Consider the following 14,256-nt stretch of genomic DNA (forward strand, 5'->3'; position numbering starts at 1 on the left):
AGGGTGCGCGTTGCACCGACATTGATAGACCGGCAACTACATAAAAGCGGTATCTGGATGTCGCAATGCATCACGCCTTCAACTGATAGCCTTCGCCGCGGACGGTGTGCAGCATCGGCCGGTCGAAGTCCTTGTCCAGCTTGGAACGCAGGCGCGAAATGTGGACGTCGATGACATTGGTCTGCGGGTCGAAGTGATAAGCCCAGACCTTCTCCAGCAACATGGTCCGCGTCACGCTCTGGCCGACATGGCGCATCAGGAATTCCAGCAACTGGAACTCGCGCGGTTGCAGGTCGATGATCTTGGTCTGACGTTTCACCACGCGCGAAATCAGATTCATCTCCAGGTCGCCGACCCGCAGCACGGTATCGACGGCGTCCTTGTCCTTGCGGCGTGCCAGGGCTTCGACGCGGGCCACCAGTTCGGTCAGGGCATAGGGCTTGACCAGGTAGTCGTCGGCGCCGGCGCGCAGGCCCGAAACCCGGTCTTCAAGTTCACCCAGGGCCGACAGGAACAGTACCGGTACGTCGGTGCCTTCGCTGCGCAATTGCTGCAGCATGGTGACGCCATCCATCACCGGCATCATCCGATCCAGGATGATGACGTCGGGCATTTCGGCCTTGACCGCGTCCAGGCCCTGCTGGCCGTCGCCGGCCAGGCGCGCCTCGATGCCGGCCTCCTTGAGGCCGCGCTGCATGTTGGTTGCCGCTTCGTTGTCGTCCTCGACGATCAGGACCTTCATCCGTCTGCCCCATGGTTGGTTATGAAACCAGCTATTAGCGCGAATCGTAACGGGAAGCGCGTTAAAAATTGGACAGATGCCGGCAACAAAAAAGCCCTCCGCGAACGGAGGGCTTTTCTATGGATAGAGGCTGCGCCTTACGGCTTGGGCGCTTCCGGAGCTTTCAGCGACAGAACCAGCGGGGCGTTGCGGCCGTCGCGGTTGATCAGCAGCAGGATGCTGGGACGACCGGACTTTTGCAGGTCGGCCACAATCGACTTGAACTGCGTGTCGCTGGTCAGGACCTGGTTGTTGGCCTGAACGATGACATCGCCCGGACGCAGGCCTTCTTCGGCGCCGTCCGAATTGGCGTCCAGGTCGGTGATGACCACGCCGTTGACTTCGGCGGCAATGCCGAATGTCTTGCGGACGTCTGGCGACAGCGCCTTGACGCTGAGGCCGATCACCGGAGCCGAGCCGCTTTCGCTGCTGCTGGACGAGGAGGAGCCTTCCTCACCGCCCTGAGCGCCACGGGCCAGATCACCTTCGGACGGACGCAGGGTCGCGGTTACCGTGATCTTGGACACCTGGCCGTTGCGCAGGACCTCGACCACGACCTTTTCACCGGCTTTGATGTCGGCGATGCGGCGGGTCAGGTCGGTCGGGCTCTTTACCGCCGTGCCATTGACGGACTTGATAATGTCGCCGACCTGCAGGCCGGCCTTTTCCGCCGGCCCACCGCGCGGCAGTTCCGCCACGAAGGCGCCGGTGGTGTCGACGAGGTTCAGCGACTCGGCGATTTCCTTGCTGACGGGCAGGATCGAGACGCCGATATAGCCGCGGGCGATCTTGGCGCCGGTCATCAGCTGCTGGGTGATCTTGTTGGCGGTTTCGGCCGGAATGGCGAAACCGACGCCGGCATTGGCGCCCGACGGGGTCACGATGGCGGTGTTGACGCCGATCACCTTACCATAGAGGTCGAAGGTCGGGCCGCCCGAGTTGCCCCGGTTGATGGCGGCGTCGATCTGCAGGTAGTCGATATAGCTGGTGCCGCTTTCACGCAGGTCGCGGCCATAGGCCGAAACGATACCGGCGGTGGCGGTGTTGGAGAAGTTGAACGGGTTACCGACGGCGACGACCCAATCGCCGACGCGCGGCTTGCGCTCCAGTTCCCAGCGAACGAACGGGAAGTCCTTGCCTTCGACCTTCAGCACGGCCAGGTCGGTGGCTTCGTCGCGGCCAATGACGGTGGCCGGCAGTTCCTTGTCATTGGTCAGCTTGACCGTGATTTCGGTGGCGCCTTCGACGACGTGGTTGTTGGTGACGACATAGCCGTCGGCCGAGATGAAGAAGCCCGAACCGGCGCCGCGAACTTCCTGTTCACGGCCGCCATTGGGATCCTGGCCCGGGAAGCTGAAGCCCGGTAGGGACGGAACGGCGTCGACCTTGATCTTGCCTTTGGTCTCGATCGAGACCACGGCCGGCGACACGCGCTCGATCATGTCCGCAAAGGACATCGGGGCGCCATTGGGCGGCTTGACGGGGGTCAGGTCAGCGGTCTTCAGCAGTTGCGCGCCGTCATAGAGGCCCGGCGCCTGGCCCAGACCGGTCATGGCGGCGGCGGAAACGCCGGCGGCCAGAACCACGCCCAATGCGGCGCCGCCGAGGAACGACTTGTTCTTGAGCAAGGATTTCAGATTTGCGGTCCCGAAAATATTGCGAATCCCCATGGGTACTACCTAATTTCCTGCGGTATGTATGTGCTTCAGACTATCTGAGCGCTTCGCGGCCGGATGACAACTGTCCGGGCGAATAAATTTACCGCCGTCGCAGCTTAACCAAACGGCTGAGGCAAAATCGTGACATCAATCGTCTGATTTCATGATTTCGCGAAGTTTTTCGTTTTCCTCCGGCGTCAAGTCGTAAGATCTTGAGATTTTTGACCTTTTGTTGAGCCAGAACAGCAGCCCGGCACCTAGCAGCACAATGAGCGGCGGCAGACTCCACAGCAGAAGATTCGACAGCGCAAAACGCGGCCGGAAAAGGACGTAATCGGTGTAGCGCGCCCGCAGTTCTTCGCGAATCTGGTTGTCGTCCTTGCCGGCGGCGATGTCTTCGCGAATCTGGCGGCGCATGTCGGCGGCGATGGGGGCATGCGAGTCGGCGATGCTCTCGCTCTGGCACTGGATGCAGCGGACTTCGCGGAACAGGGCCTCGGCGCGGGCTTCGTCCTTAACCGGGTCGGCCAGGGCCGAGGTGGCGGCCAGCAGGAGGCACAGGGCGGCTAGAAGACCTCTGATCATCACGCTTCCACCTTTTCGGTAGAAGACTTCGGCTTTTTACCCTTGACCGGAACGCCCAGGCGCAGGCGGCGATCGGCCAGGGAGACCAGGCCGCCGATCGCCATCAGCAGCGGACCGAAGAAGATCAGGCGGACCCACGGATTGTAGAAGAAGCGAACCGACCAGGCCGCGCGGCCGTCGGCCAGGGTCTGGGGTTGGGCCATGACGACATACAGATCCGACAGCGGCGTAAAACACAGCCAAACCTCGCTCTGGGACGAGCGCGATGCCGAATAGTAGCGCCATTGCGGCCGGGCGTCACAGACCGCCCTGCCCTGTTCGGTGATGCTGAACACCCCGCCCTGGGCGTCGTAATTGCTGCCCATCTCGGCAAAGGTTTCATTGAAGTGCATCTGATAGCGCCCGGCCGTCAGGCTGTCGCCGACGGCCATGACCTGGGTCGCGCCCAGCTTGGCGTGGGTCTCGACCACGGCGCCCAGGACGAAGACGCCCAGGCCGATATGGGCCAGCAACATCCCCCAGGTCGCCAGGGGTAAGCCCTTCAACCGACGCAGTTTTCCTTCGGCACGATCCCACAGCAGTTTCAACGACCCGAAGATCAGCCAGAAACCGACCAAAAGGCCTGCGAGATACTGTGCTTCCGCCCACCAGGTGGCGCCGCGGTACAACAACAGACCGACGGCCGCAGCCAGGGATGCCACACCGAAGGCAATCCCCAGGCGCTGCACTATAGCTTTCAGATCGGCGCGCTTCCACGCCATCAGGGCCGAGATCGGAATCAGGGCGAAGGCGGCGATCATGATCGGCCCGAACACGGCGAGGTAATAGGGCTCGCCCACCGACATGGTCTTGTTAAACACGGCCTGCATCAGGATCGGGTACAGAGTACCGAGGAAGACCGAGCACAGGGCCGCCGACAGCAGCAGATTGTTGGCCACCAGGGCGGCTTCGCGCGAGATGGGGGCGAAGAGGCCGCCGGGTTTCAGCTCCGGCGCGCGCAGGGCGAACAGGGCAAAGCCTGCCCCGGCCGTCACCAGCAGGATAGTCAGCAGCAGGATGCCGCGCTGCGGATCGACGGCAAAGGCATGGACCGAGGTCAGCAGGCCCGAGCGCACCAGGAAGGCGCCCAGCATCGAGAAGGTGAAGGCCAGCAGACCCAGGAACACCGTCCAGGCTTTCAGGGCATCGCGCTTTTCCATGACGATCGCCGAATGCAGCAGGGCGGTTGCCGCCAGCCACGGCATGAAGGAGGCGTTTTCGACCGGATCCCACGCCCACCAGCCGCCCCATCCCAGTTCGTAGTAGGCCCAGAAGGCGCCGAGCGTAATGCCGGCCGTCAGGAAGCTCCAGGCGATCAGAACCCACGGCCGGATCCAGCGCGCCCAGGCCCGATCCAGCCGGCCTTCGATCAGGGCGGCGACGGCAAACGAGAACACCACCGAAAAGCCAACATAGCCGAGATAGAGCATGGGCGGATGGAAGGCGAGGCCCGGGTCCTGCAGCGCCGGATTGAGCGACAGGCCCTGCAGCGGCGCCTTTTCCAGCGCCCAGATGCGGTTGGGGTCTTCGGCCAGGCGCCACAACGGGTTGGAGCTGAACAGGGTGAAGCCGGTAAAGGCCGCCCCCAACAGACCCTGGACACCCAAGGCCTTGTGCTTGAGTCCATCGGACAGGCCGCCACCGCGCAGGGTGATAAAGGCACCGTAAACCAGCAGGATCAGGCACCACAGCAGCATCGAGCCTTCGTGCGAGCCCCACGAACCGGTAATCTTGTAGAGCAGAGGTTTGTCGGTATGCGAATGCTGATAGACGTTCAGCACCGAAAAATCGGACTGGACAAAGGCGGTGATCAGCATGGCAAAGGCGCCGATGATGGCCAAGGCGGCCGCCAGGGACAGGCCTTCGGAGAAACGTTCCAGGCCGCGTATGCGCCAGCCGGCCAGGACCACGCCCGCTTGCGCGACGCTGAGCATAAAGGCCAGGACGAGACAGAAGTTGCCGATTTCCGCGATCATGAACCGAACGGCCTTTGCGGCTCGGGGGACGCGCTCATCCCGGCTTCGGGGCGCCATTCGCCTTGCTTCTTCAATTCGTCCTGCACGTTCTTGGGGATGTATTTTTCATCGTGCTTGGCCAGAACCTGGACGGCCCGCAGCGACGCCATGCCGGTGACCTGGCCTTCACAGACCACGCCCTGGCCTTCGCGAAACAGGTCGGGCAGTTCGCCCTTATAGGCGACGGCGACCTCTTTCAGCTTGTCCTGGACGGTGAAGCTGACCGTACCGTCGGCGGCGCGCACCACCGTACCGGGCTTGACCAGGCCGCCCAGGCGGATGGTCTGGCCGGTGGCGACCTTGGCTTCCAGCATCTGGGCCGGGGTGTAAAAATAGACGGTCGTGCCGCGCAGGGCGTAAAGGCTTAACGCCACGGCCAGGATCAGCACCGGCGCGGCGACCAGGAAAATCGTCAAACGCCGTTTGGCCTTGGCGGATTTGGGCCACCAGCTCATTGCGTCACCTCCGCGCCGACGGCCTGTTGCGACTTGGCCAGGATGGCGTCGGCGACCTGCGGCCGCGCCTTGTAGTGCGCCTTCATGTCGGCTTCGGCGCGGGCATGGCCCGCGGCATCGCCCAGCACGTCATAGGACCGCAGCAGCCGCGCCCAGCCGTCGGCGTTTTCCGGGTCGGACGTCAGCGAAGCCTCCAGGCCTGCGACCATGCCGGTAATACGGGTCTTCATGGCGGTGCTGGCGGCCTCCTCGACATCGACGGCCTTGAGCTCGTCTTCGATGGCCGGCCGCGACGGATTGTCCGGCGACGTGCTGGCCAGGGCGGTACGGAAGCTTGTCCGGGCTTCATCGAACCGGCCGATCGCGACCTGATGGCGGCCCAGATAGTAGAGGGCGCGAGCGTCCTTCGGGTCCAGTTTCAGCGCCTGTTCGAAGGCCGCGACGGCCTCGGCATTGATGTTGCCATCCGCCGTAAGGGTAATGGCTTCACCCAGGGCCGACCATTCATTGAAGGTCTGCGGCGACATGGCGCGAGCGCGCTTATAGGCCTTCATGCCTTCATAGGTATTGCCGGACCAGGTCTGGAAGCGGCCGATCATCAGCCAGTACTGGGGGTCGCCGCCATTCTTCGCTTCGCCCTGGCGCAGGACGGCAACCATGACTTCGGGCGGCACCGAATCGGGGTCTTCCTGCGCCATGGCGGTCCAGCGCGTCAGACGGTCCTTGAAGGGCTGCCCTGCCAGGCCAGGGTGGCCAATCAGCATATAGACTCCGAAGGCCAAGGCCGCGGTTATGGCGATCACAGCGACCCCGACGGCCGGCTTTACCGTGGGCGTGGTCAGGTGATCGCCGGCCTTCAGCAGGGCGCGGGCGGCTTCGGTTTTTTCTTCGTGGGCCGCGTCGGCATCGATATCGCCGGCGGCCAGGCGCCGGTCGACGTCGGCGACAAAGCCGGCATAGAGGGCTTTTTCATGCGCCAGCGCGCCCTGGGCCGGCGCGAAGCGGTGCCACAACACGGCGACCGCCACGACAGCCAGGCTGATCAGCACGCAGATCAGGGTGAGCAAAATCATGCCGCTTCCTTAGACGATTTGGCGGCGAAACCAAAACCAAATGTCGGGACGTCAAGCGCGGCATTTCCGCGCTGCGGGCTTTAATGTTGACGCGCATCTTAATCCGAAAAGTGCGTCACACTTTTCGGGATGCGCTCTAAGCTACATTCTTGGGCTTGAACAGGTCCGACGAGGCGACGCGGCGGCGCGAAACCACGGCCTTTTCCTCACCACACAGGGCTTGCATCAGGTCGGTGACCAGCTCGAAGAAGCTCATCACCACGTCCGGATCGGCGGGCTCATCGCCATTGGCGATCGACAACAGTTCCTCGAAATAACTGTCCATGGCGCTTTCCAGCGCCTGGGCCGTCTTGGTGTGCAGGGACGAGAAGCCACCGGCATGGGCGACGTTACGCACGGTCTTCACAAAGGCCAGGGTCTGGGCGGCACGCGCCACGGCTTCCGGTTTGGGCGGACGCTCCAGATGCGGGGTCTCCTTACGCACCCGGCCGTAAACCCGTTCGGACTTGAGCGGCAGGGTGTCCTCAAGAATCCGCTCGGCCTTCTTCAACTCGCTCTCAACGAGTTCGGCGATCAGCTTGTGGCCAGCGGACAGGCGCTTGCCCCAGGGGCCGTCGCGTTGCAGTTCGATATAGTTTTCGAACGAATGGATCAGGGCCAGGCAGGCCGTGACCTTCTGGCCGGCCACGCCCAGGTCTTCGCAGACCTTGCCCCGCCCACCCATATAGGCTTTCAGATCCCGCAGCCGTTCATCGACAACGCCCAGGATGCGTTCGCCGAACACAGCCAGCTCCGAAGCCGCCAGGAAGCGTTCGCCGGCGCGATCGGATACCGTAGCGACAAACTTGACGATCTGGGCGCCCTCTTCGAGATTGGCGAACAGGATTTCCATCAGCCGGTAACCGCCTTCGGAATCGTTGGCGCAGGCGTCCTTGAACATCAGACGCAAGGCCGTGGCGCGGTCGGCATCTATACGCCCCAGGAAATCCGGCAGCCGGCCCAGCATAGCCCGGGAAATCCGATGCAGGTCGAGATATTTGGCGAATTCGGTGACAGCCTCGCCATCGGACGTGTCGGGTTTACCCGGCAGGATGTCGTGCGGGTTTTCGCGGCAGATCTGAGCCGCCGCAGTCACCAGCCGGAAAAACACCACCGGTGTCGGGTCTTCGCTGCGCAGGCCGCGCAGGGCATAGCGCGACTGCATGTAGAGTTCCGGTTCGCGCACTTCCAGTGCGCTCCAGATGTTGTCGAGCAGCCAGACCGGAAACTGAATCCCCTCCAGCCCGTCATGGCGCGCCTCGAGCAATGCCAGGTAGGGCGCGAAAACGGCTTCCTTGACGTGACGGAATTCCAGTTCAATGCTGACCAGTTCGCGCACCTGTACCAGGGCCTCGTCCTTGGTCAGGCCCAGGGCCAGTTCCAGCGAACGCAGACTGGTCTGCGGCAAGGTCTTCACCAGGCCTTTCACCAGATTCAGCCGTTTGTCCGCGATAACGCCCATTACACTCAAGTTCCTGCACGCGTCCGACCGCCGTCGGACTGGCCTGTAAGTCTAGGTTTTCCTGGTTAATTTTGTCTGACGGGTACCCCGTCACCGCCCCGCGCAAAGCCTTGCTGCAATCCTTTGCGGAAAACGGATATGGTGGTTTTACAGGTCCAGATTTCCGGGCAGGGTAGCCTTTACCCGCAGCCCGCCCAGCGACGCCTTTTCGAACTGCAGTTTGCCGCCGTAGGCGCGCACCAGTTCATCGACAATCGACAGGCCCAGGCCTGAGCCCGGGATGCTTTCGTCCAGCCGCGCACCGCGCTTCAATACTTCGTCGAAGCGGGATTCGTCCAGCCCCGGACCGTCGTCCTCAATGGCCATGACCAGGGTCTGCGTCGCGGAATCGAATTCGGCCAGGATCAGCACCTTGCGCTGGCACCAGATGCAGGCGTTTTCCAGCAGGTTACCGGCGATTTCCTGCAAGTCCTGCTTTTCGCCGCGAAAGGCCAGGTGATCGGGCGCGCGCCAGTCGATGATGACACCCTTGTCCTGGAAGACCTGTTCCAGCATGACGGCCAGTTCGTCGAACACCGGCTCGACCGCGGTGCGCTCGCCCATGGCGGTCGAGCGGGCAGCGGCGCGGGCGCGGCGCAGATGGTGGTCGACCTGGGCGCGCATGGTCTCGGTCTGTTTGCGCACGGCTTCCGGCAGCGGGCCTTCGTCGTCGCCGGCCGAGGTCAGCAAGACCGAGAGCGGGGTTTTCAGGGCATGGGCCAGGTTGCCGACATGCATGCGCTGGCGTTCGACCACCTCCTGGGCGTAGTCGAGGAAGGCGTTGAGCTGGCGCGCCACGGGGGTGATTTCCGCGGGATAGGTCTTGGTCAGGCGCAGTTGCTGTCCCTTCTGGACACTGGCGATTTCGTCGGTGAGGTCGAACAGCGGGCGCAGGCCGATGCGAACCTGAACATAGATGGCGCCCAGCGAGCCCAAGGCCAGCAACAGCAGCGCTGCACCGGTCATCAAGCCGAACGTGCGGATGTCACGGTTGACCGGACTAGCGTCCTCGGCGGCCATGAAGACATAGGCGTTGGAATCCACCATGGAATAGATGACGGCCACGCGCAGAGGTTCACCCTTGGGGCCCATACCGTCGTAATAGACGGCTTTGGCGACCTTTTCCTTAGCTTGCGCCAGGACCTTCGACGGCAGCAGCAGGCGGGCGTTCCACAGCGAGCGCGACTTGACCGGATTGACGATGTTACCCTGGGCGTCCAACTCGGCGACTTGCCAGTAGAGGCCGGAATGGAAGATGCCGGACCGGGCATCGACAAAGCGGCTGGTGTCGACGGCGCCGTCCTCGATATTGGTCACCGAGAACAGGTTGTCGGCGAACTGGCCGACGCCGGCTTCGAAGCGATGCATGGTGACGCGTGAGAAATAGGCGGTCAGGCCGATGCCGGTGACAAACAGAGCAAAGATGAACCACACCGCCGCCAGCCGGATCAGCCGCCCGACCAGGGAGTTGGCCGTCAGACGTTGCCAGATGCGGCGGATATTGTCGGCGGGACCGCGGGGTTTGGGGGCCGGTTCATCAACCACTTATACCTCCCCGCCGAAGGTTGGGAGGGGGACCATGAGCAAAGCGAACGTAGTGAAGCGGAGCGAAATGGTGGTGGAGCGACTTGCTGTCGGTACAGAGATCGACGGCGTTTCCGAAAGAAAGTCGCCCCACCACCGCACCTCACTCATTCCGCCTTCGGCTCCATTTCGCTCGAGCGGTCCCCCTCCCCACATGTGGGGAGGTATAGGGAGGAGCGTGCTCACAACTCGCCGACCTCGTCGTGCAGCGGCTTCAGGCGATAACCCAGCCCGCGCACCGTCTCGATACGGTCGTTGCCGATCTTCTTGCGCAACCGGCCCATGAAGACCTCGATGGTGTTCGAGTCCCGGTCGAAATCCTGGTCGTACAGATGCTCGACCAGTTCGGTGCGCGAGATCACCCGGTTCTGGTGCATCATCAGATAGTGAAGCAACCGGTATTCCAGCGACGTCAGCCGCAGCGGTTCACCATTGACGCTGGCGCGGGCGGCGCGTGGATCCAGGCGCAAACCGCCGCAGACCAGCAGAGGCTGGGCATGGCCGGCGGCACGGCGGACGAGGGCCCGCAGACGGGCCAGGAGTTCTTCGGTATGGAACGGCTTGGTGAGATAGTCGTCGGCGCCGGCGTCGAACCCCGACACCTTGTCACTCCAGGCGCCGCGCGCCGTCAGGATCAGGACCGGCGTCGACTTGCCTTCACGGCGCCAGCGTTCCAGCACCGACACGCCGTCGATCTTGGGCAGGCCCAGGTCTAGGATGATGCAGTCATAGGGCTCGGTATCGCCCAGGAAATGGGCTTCCTCGCCGTCGGGGGCGTGATCCACCACATAACCGGCGTCGCTCAAGGAGGCCTTGAGCTGACGCGACAGGTCCGGATCGTCTTCGGCTAAAAGGATTCGCAACTAACGCTCTCCGATGATGCGCCCGGAATCGGTGTCGATCAGCAGATCGACCCGGCCACGATCGGTGGCGACACGTACCCAGAAGATTGAACCGCTTTGCTGACCGGCGTCAAGCACGCGGCCACGCGACTCGGCGATCCGGATGGCCCGGTTGATGCGGTCGTCACGACGGTTTTCCTGGCTGCGATCCCCGCCGCCGCGATCGTTACCACCACGCGGGCCGTCCCGGTCCTTGCCGCGCTCATGCCCGCCACGGTCCTGGAACATGGCCGCACTGGCTTCGCCCGCCATCGGGAAGGCGATCATGGCAGCGCAGAGAAGGGGCCAAATCTTTTTCATGACACCGTTATAGGTTCACGCACCTGAACCTTAGCTGAACAACTCGTTGTCTTTAGCAAATTATGCGCCGTCTGTTTCGTTTTTTGGGACGGATTTTTCAACCCGCCTATTTTCGGGTACGCGACGGCATCGACGGGGTGTAGGCGGCATTGGCCCGCCAGCGTTCCATCAAGGTTGCGATCTCGGCCCGCAGAGGTTCCGGCACACCGTCGATCCCCTTATCCGGCATGGCCAGGACGACATGGGCGAACAGATCGCCGCGGGTTGCGTCCTTGGGATCGAAGGCGCCGCGGCCCTTCAGACGCAGCACCGCGCCGGAATTGGAGTTCTTCGCCAGGTTGACCGTGACCGGGCCATCAGGGGTCGGGGCCTGGACCTTCCCCCCCAGCAGCGCATCGGGGAGCGAAACAAACAGGTCCATATGCAGGTCGTTGCCGTCGATGCGGAAGATCGGGTGGGCCCTCAGATGCAGTTCGACCAGGGCATCGCCATGGGGGCCGCGCCCGGACGGCGACGGCGCCCCCTGCCCTTTCAGGCGCAGGGTCTGGCCGTCCTTCGAACCCTTGGGGATGTTGACATCGACCGTGCGGCCGTCCGAGAACATGACACGGCGGGTATTGCCGACAATGGTGTCCAGCAGGTCGATCTCGAGCTTGATCTTCAGGTCGCTGCCGCGCTGGGGGGCACTCTGCTGACCGCCGAAGCCGCCACCAAAACCGCCGCCGGCACCACCGCGACGTCCGGCACCGCCGCCGAACATCTCCATGATGTCGTCGAGGTCCATGCCTTCGAAGCGGCCGCCACCGGCGCCGCCATTGAAGCCGCCCTGACCACCGCCAGCTCCACCACCGCCACCAAAACCGCGATAGATTTCGCGCCCGTCGGCATCGATCTCGCCGCGGTCGAAGCGCTTGCGCTTGTCGGCATCCTTCAGGAAGTCATAGGCCGCCGTGATGCGTTTGAAGCGTTCCTCGGCCACCTTGTTGTTCTTGTTCTGGTCGGGATGCAGTTCCTTGGCCAGCTTGCGGAACGCTTTCTGGATGTCGGCGTCGCTGGAGTCACGCTTGACGCCCAGTTCGGTATAGGGATCACCTGCCACGCTAGTACACACCTCCTGCCGCAGAAGTGTGCTCTAAACGGTATTGATTCAAGAGGCAAGCCGGGCGGGGTTGTGCTAAGTCTGCGCCATGGTGGATGCAGCGGATGTCCGGCGGATGGCCGGCGATATGGCGGGGGCGACGGACGAGTCGAGCGAGGCGCGGCTGGTGCTGTCGTGCGATGGGCGCGGCTTTGCCTGGACCTTCATGCAACGCGACGCGCCGAAAAAGCCGCGCTGGCCGAACCTGGAGGTTCTGGCCGTCAGTTGCACGCTCGACCACAAGGAGATGCTGATCGAAGCGGCGCCGGATGTGTTCTTCGACGATGACCATTACCGTGGCTATCCCGCTGTGCTGGTGCGGCTGCCGGTCATCGAGGCGGAAGAGTTGTCGCGGTTGCTGCACAACGGGTTTGCGATCCAGGCGGCCAAGCCGAAGAAGCGTAAGCGTTAGGCTTCCCCGCGCTCGGCCGCCATGCGCAGATATTTGCGCTTGAGGCGTTCGGCCACCACCTCAACCGGCTTTACCCGTCCGGCAGCATGATCAGCCAAGCCGGCAGCAAGCGCCTGATCAAGGGCAGTCAGGCGGCGTGCAGTATCTTCGTCGACAGGCTCTCGCATATTATTTCGCCGTCGGCAGGGCTGCAATCAGCTTGGCCATATTGTCGATATAGGCGCTGGTCGAGATTCCGGTGGCGGGTTTGTCGGTGACGAATGGCGAGGTGTCCGTCTCGTCGCCGACCCGCGTGGTGCGGAAATCGCCCGGCGCCGGGGTCGGACTGCCGTCTTGGGTGTAGGGATGGCTGACCGCCTTCAAAAGTGTAGGCCAATAGCCCTGCTTGTTCAGTCCTTTGACCAGGTCGGCGACGCCCTGGACCTTGTCCGGAGCGTTCAGGTCGGATCCGGCATTCATCTCGGCGACGAAATATTTCGGCAGCGGCGCTTTCACCTTCAAGGGCGAGTCCTGGCTGGCCACCTCGGGCGGGGTCGCCTTCAGCTTTTCATATTCGGCGCGCAATTTGGCCACGTCCAGCATGCGGAACGAACTGTAGTGGCCCAGCGTAAAGGTCGGGTCGTAGTCGTAATAGTAGGCGCCGTTGACGATGTTCGAGCCACGGCGGTGGATGTACAGCCCCTTGTTGGTGCCCAGTTCGATAAAGGTCGGGTGGCGGTTGGTCTTGCCGTCGGCGTCCGGCAGGCGAACGCTGTCCAGCCAGTCCAGGGCCTCGGGGATGCGCGCCAAGTACTTGGTCTCACCCGTCAGGCGATAGAAGTCCATCAGCTGACGGATATTGGCGAAGGTGGTGTGGGTCGCCAGAGCCTTGGGCTCATAGGTCCGCGCCCCGGCCGGCTTCAGGTCCAGGGTGTGCTGCAGGCCCCAACCCGGCTGGGGCTGGCCCTGCTGTGTGACCAAGTAAACCGACATGGCGCGCAGGATGGCGTCGGGAATACGCGGATCGCCGATGGTCTGTTCGTACATGGTCAGGAAGCGGATATTTTCGCCTGCCACGTCGTCGTTGAAGGTGATGTCGCCGGTATAGTCGTCGTGGCCGTGCAGCTTCACCGGATTGGCCGGATAGCGTTGCGGCCAGCCGCCGATCGGGTATTGGCTTTCGAGGACGAAGTTCAGCGCCTTGTCGAGGGCCGGCTTGAAGCGTGCGTCCGTCTTTTCGACATAGAGCCGCAGCAGAAATTGCATGGATTCCGAGGTGCCGGCATCGTCGAAGGTGGCGTTACCCCAGTCGTACTGGAACTCTTCGAGGCGCCAGGCGTTCTTGCCGATGGTGTCGTACCAGCGCTTGCGCGACTCCGGGCCGCCGAAATCGTGGAAATAGTGCCAGCCGCCCGACGGATGCTGTGCCGCGATCAGACCGTCGGCGACCTGGGTGGCCGCCGTGTAATAGGCCTCGTCGCCGGTGGCATGGTAGGCATCGAGGAAGACGTGACCCATGGTCGCCGTGCCCGGCGGCTGGATCCAGATCATGGTGGAATAGGCTTCCATCTCGCCCCAGCGCTGGGTCATGTCGGCCGAATAGGCCCAGACATAGCCGCCGTGGAACGCCACCTTGTCGGTCATGAACCGCGTGGCGGTCTTCATGGTGTCGAGAATGGCCTGGCGTTTGACAGGTTTAGGGGCCTTGGCGGCGGCCCATGCTGACACCGGTGTCAAAGAGAGGGCGGCGGCACCGGCGAGAAGATGGCGGCGAGTTGTCATGGAAAGGCTCCCT

The 14,256-nt window shown here is 63.2% G+C and carries 14 protein-coding genes; 1 reads left to right on the top strand and 13 read right to left on the bottom strand.

What is annotated here, in order from left to right:
* Nucleotides 1–70: 70 nt before the first annotated feature.
* The 11 genes from ABAC460_RS39835 to ABAC460_RS39885 form a co-directional block, all read right to left on the bottom strand.
* The gene (locus tag ABAC460_RS39835; RefSeq protein ID WP_023454353.1) at nt 71–742 is read right to left on the bottom strand and encodes a response regulator transcription factor; all 672 of its coding nucleotides are present in this window, start codon (nt 740–742) and stop codon (nt 71–73) included.
* Nucleotides 743–879: 137 nt separating this feature from the next.
* Nucleotides 880–2,451: a Do family serine endopeptidase gene (locus ABAC460_RS39840; RefSeq protein ID WP_023454354.1), complete on the bottom strand. Its 1,572-nt coding sequence runs from the start codon at nt 2,449–2,451 to the stop codon at nt 880–882.
* Between the two features lie 135 nt (nt 2,452–2,586).
* Nucleotides 2,587–3,024, bottom strand: a complete 438-nt coding sequence (locus ABAC460_RS39845) for a cytochrome c-type biogenesis protein (protein ID WP_023454355.1) — start codon at nt 3,022–3,024, stop codon at nt 2,587–2,589.
* Nucleotides 3,024–5,039: a heme lyase CcmF/NrfE family subunit gene (locus tag ABAC460_RS39850; RefSeq protein WP_023454356.1), complete on the bottom strand. Its 2,016-nt coding sequence runs from the start codon at nt 5,037–5,039 to the stop codon at nt 3,024–3,026. Before ABAC460_RS39850 ends, ABAC460_RS39845 begins: the two co-directional genes overlap by 1 nt.
* Complete coding sequence (ccmE, locus tag ABAC460_RS39855) at nt 5,036–5,533, bottom strand: cytochrome c maturation protein CcmE (protein WP_023454357.1); 498 nt, start codon at nt 5,531–5,533, stop codon at nt 5,036–5,038. Before ccmE ends, ABAC460_RS39850 begins: the two co-directional genes overlap by 4 nt.
* Nucleotides 5,530–6,606 carry a c-type cytochrome biogenesis protein CcmI gene (gene ccmI / locus ABAC460_RS39860; protein WP_023454358.1) on the bottom strand — a complete coding sequence of 359 codons (1,077 nt, stop codon included), beginning with the start codon at nt 6,604–6,606 and terminating at the stop codon, nt 5,530–5,532. Before ccmI ends, ccmE begins: the two co-directional genes overlap by 4 nt.
* Nucleotides 6,607–6,742: 136 nt before the next feature.
* A complete protein-coding gene (locus ABAC460_RS39865; protein WP_023454359.1) occupies nt 6,743–8,107 on the bottom strand; it encodes a hypothetical protein in 1,365 nt (454 codons plus the stop codon).
* Between the two features lie 147 nt (nt 8,108–8,254).
* Nucleotides 8,255–9,691 (bottom strand): sensor histidine kinase, encoded by a 1,437-nt coding sequence (locus ABAC460_RS39870; RefSeq protein ID WP_023454360.1) that lies wholly within the window; start codon nt 9,689–9,691, stop codon nt 8,255–8,257.
* 221 nt (nt 9,692–9,912) lie between these two features.
* Nucleotides 9,913–10,593 carry a response regulator transcription factor gene (locus ABAC460_RS39875; RefSeq protein ID WP_023454361.1) on the bottom strand — a complete coding sequence of 227 codons (681 nt, stop codon included), beginning with the start codon at nt 10,591–10,593 and terminating at the stop codon, nt 9,913–9,915.
* Nucleotides 10,594–10,932: a hypothetical protein gene (locus ABAC460_RS39880; protein ID WP_155914684.1), complete on the bottom strand. Its 339-nt coding sequence runs from the start codon at nt 10,930–10,932 to the stop codon at nt 10,594–10,596.
* 106 nt (nt 10,933–11,038) lie between these two features.
* Nucleotides 11,039–12,031: a DnaJ C-terminal domain-containing protein gene (locus tag ABAC460_RS39885; protein WP_023454363.1), complete on the bottom strand. Its 993-nt coding sequence runs from the start codon at nt 12,029–12,031 to the stop codon at nt 11,039–11,041.
* Between the two features lie 88 nt (nt 12,032–12,119).
* Here ABAC460_RS39885 and ABAC460_RS39890 point away from each other — a divergent pair, with 88 nt between their 5' ends.
* Entirely contained in the window at nt 12,120–12,482 is a 363-nt protein-coding gene (locus ABAC460_RS39890) for a hypothetical protein (RefSeq protein ID WP_023454364.1), read from the top strand.
* Here the strand turns inward: ABAC460_RS39890 and ABAC460_RS49855 are convergent.
* Nucleotides 12,479–12,649, bottom strand: coding sequence for a hypothetical protein (locus ABAC460_RS49855; RefSeq protein WP_023454365.1), 171 nt, complete (start codon nt 12,647–12,649; stop codon nt 12,479–12,481). The genes ABAC460_RS39890 and ABAC460_RS49855 overlap by 4 nt on opposite strands.
* 1 nt (nt 12,650) lies before the next feature.
* Nucleotides 12,651–14,243, bottom strand: coding sequence for a pectate lyase (locus ABAC460_RS39895; RefSeq protein WP_023454366.1), 1,593 nt, complete (start codon nt 14,241–14,243; stop codon nt 12,651–12,653).
* Between the last annotated feature and the right edge of the window lie 13 nt (nt 14,244–14,256).

Source organism: Asticcacaulis sp. AC460 (genome assembly GCF_000495795.1).
Classification (GTDB): Bacteria; Pseudomonadota; Alphaproteobacteria; order Caulobacterales; family Caulobacteraceae; genus Asticcacaulis.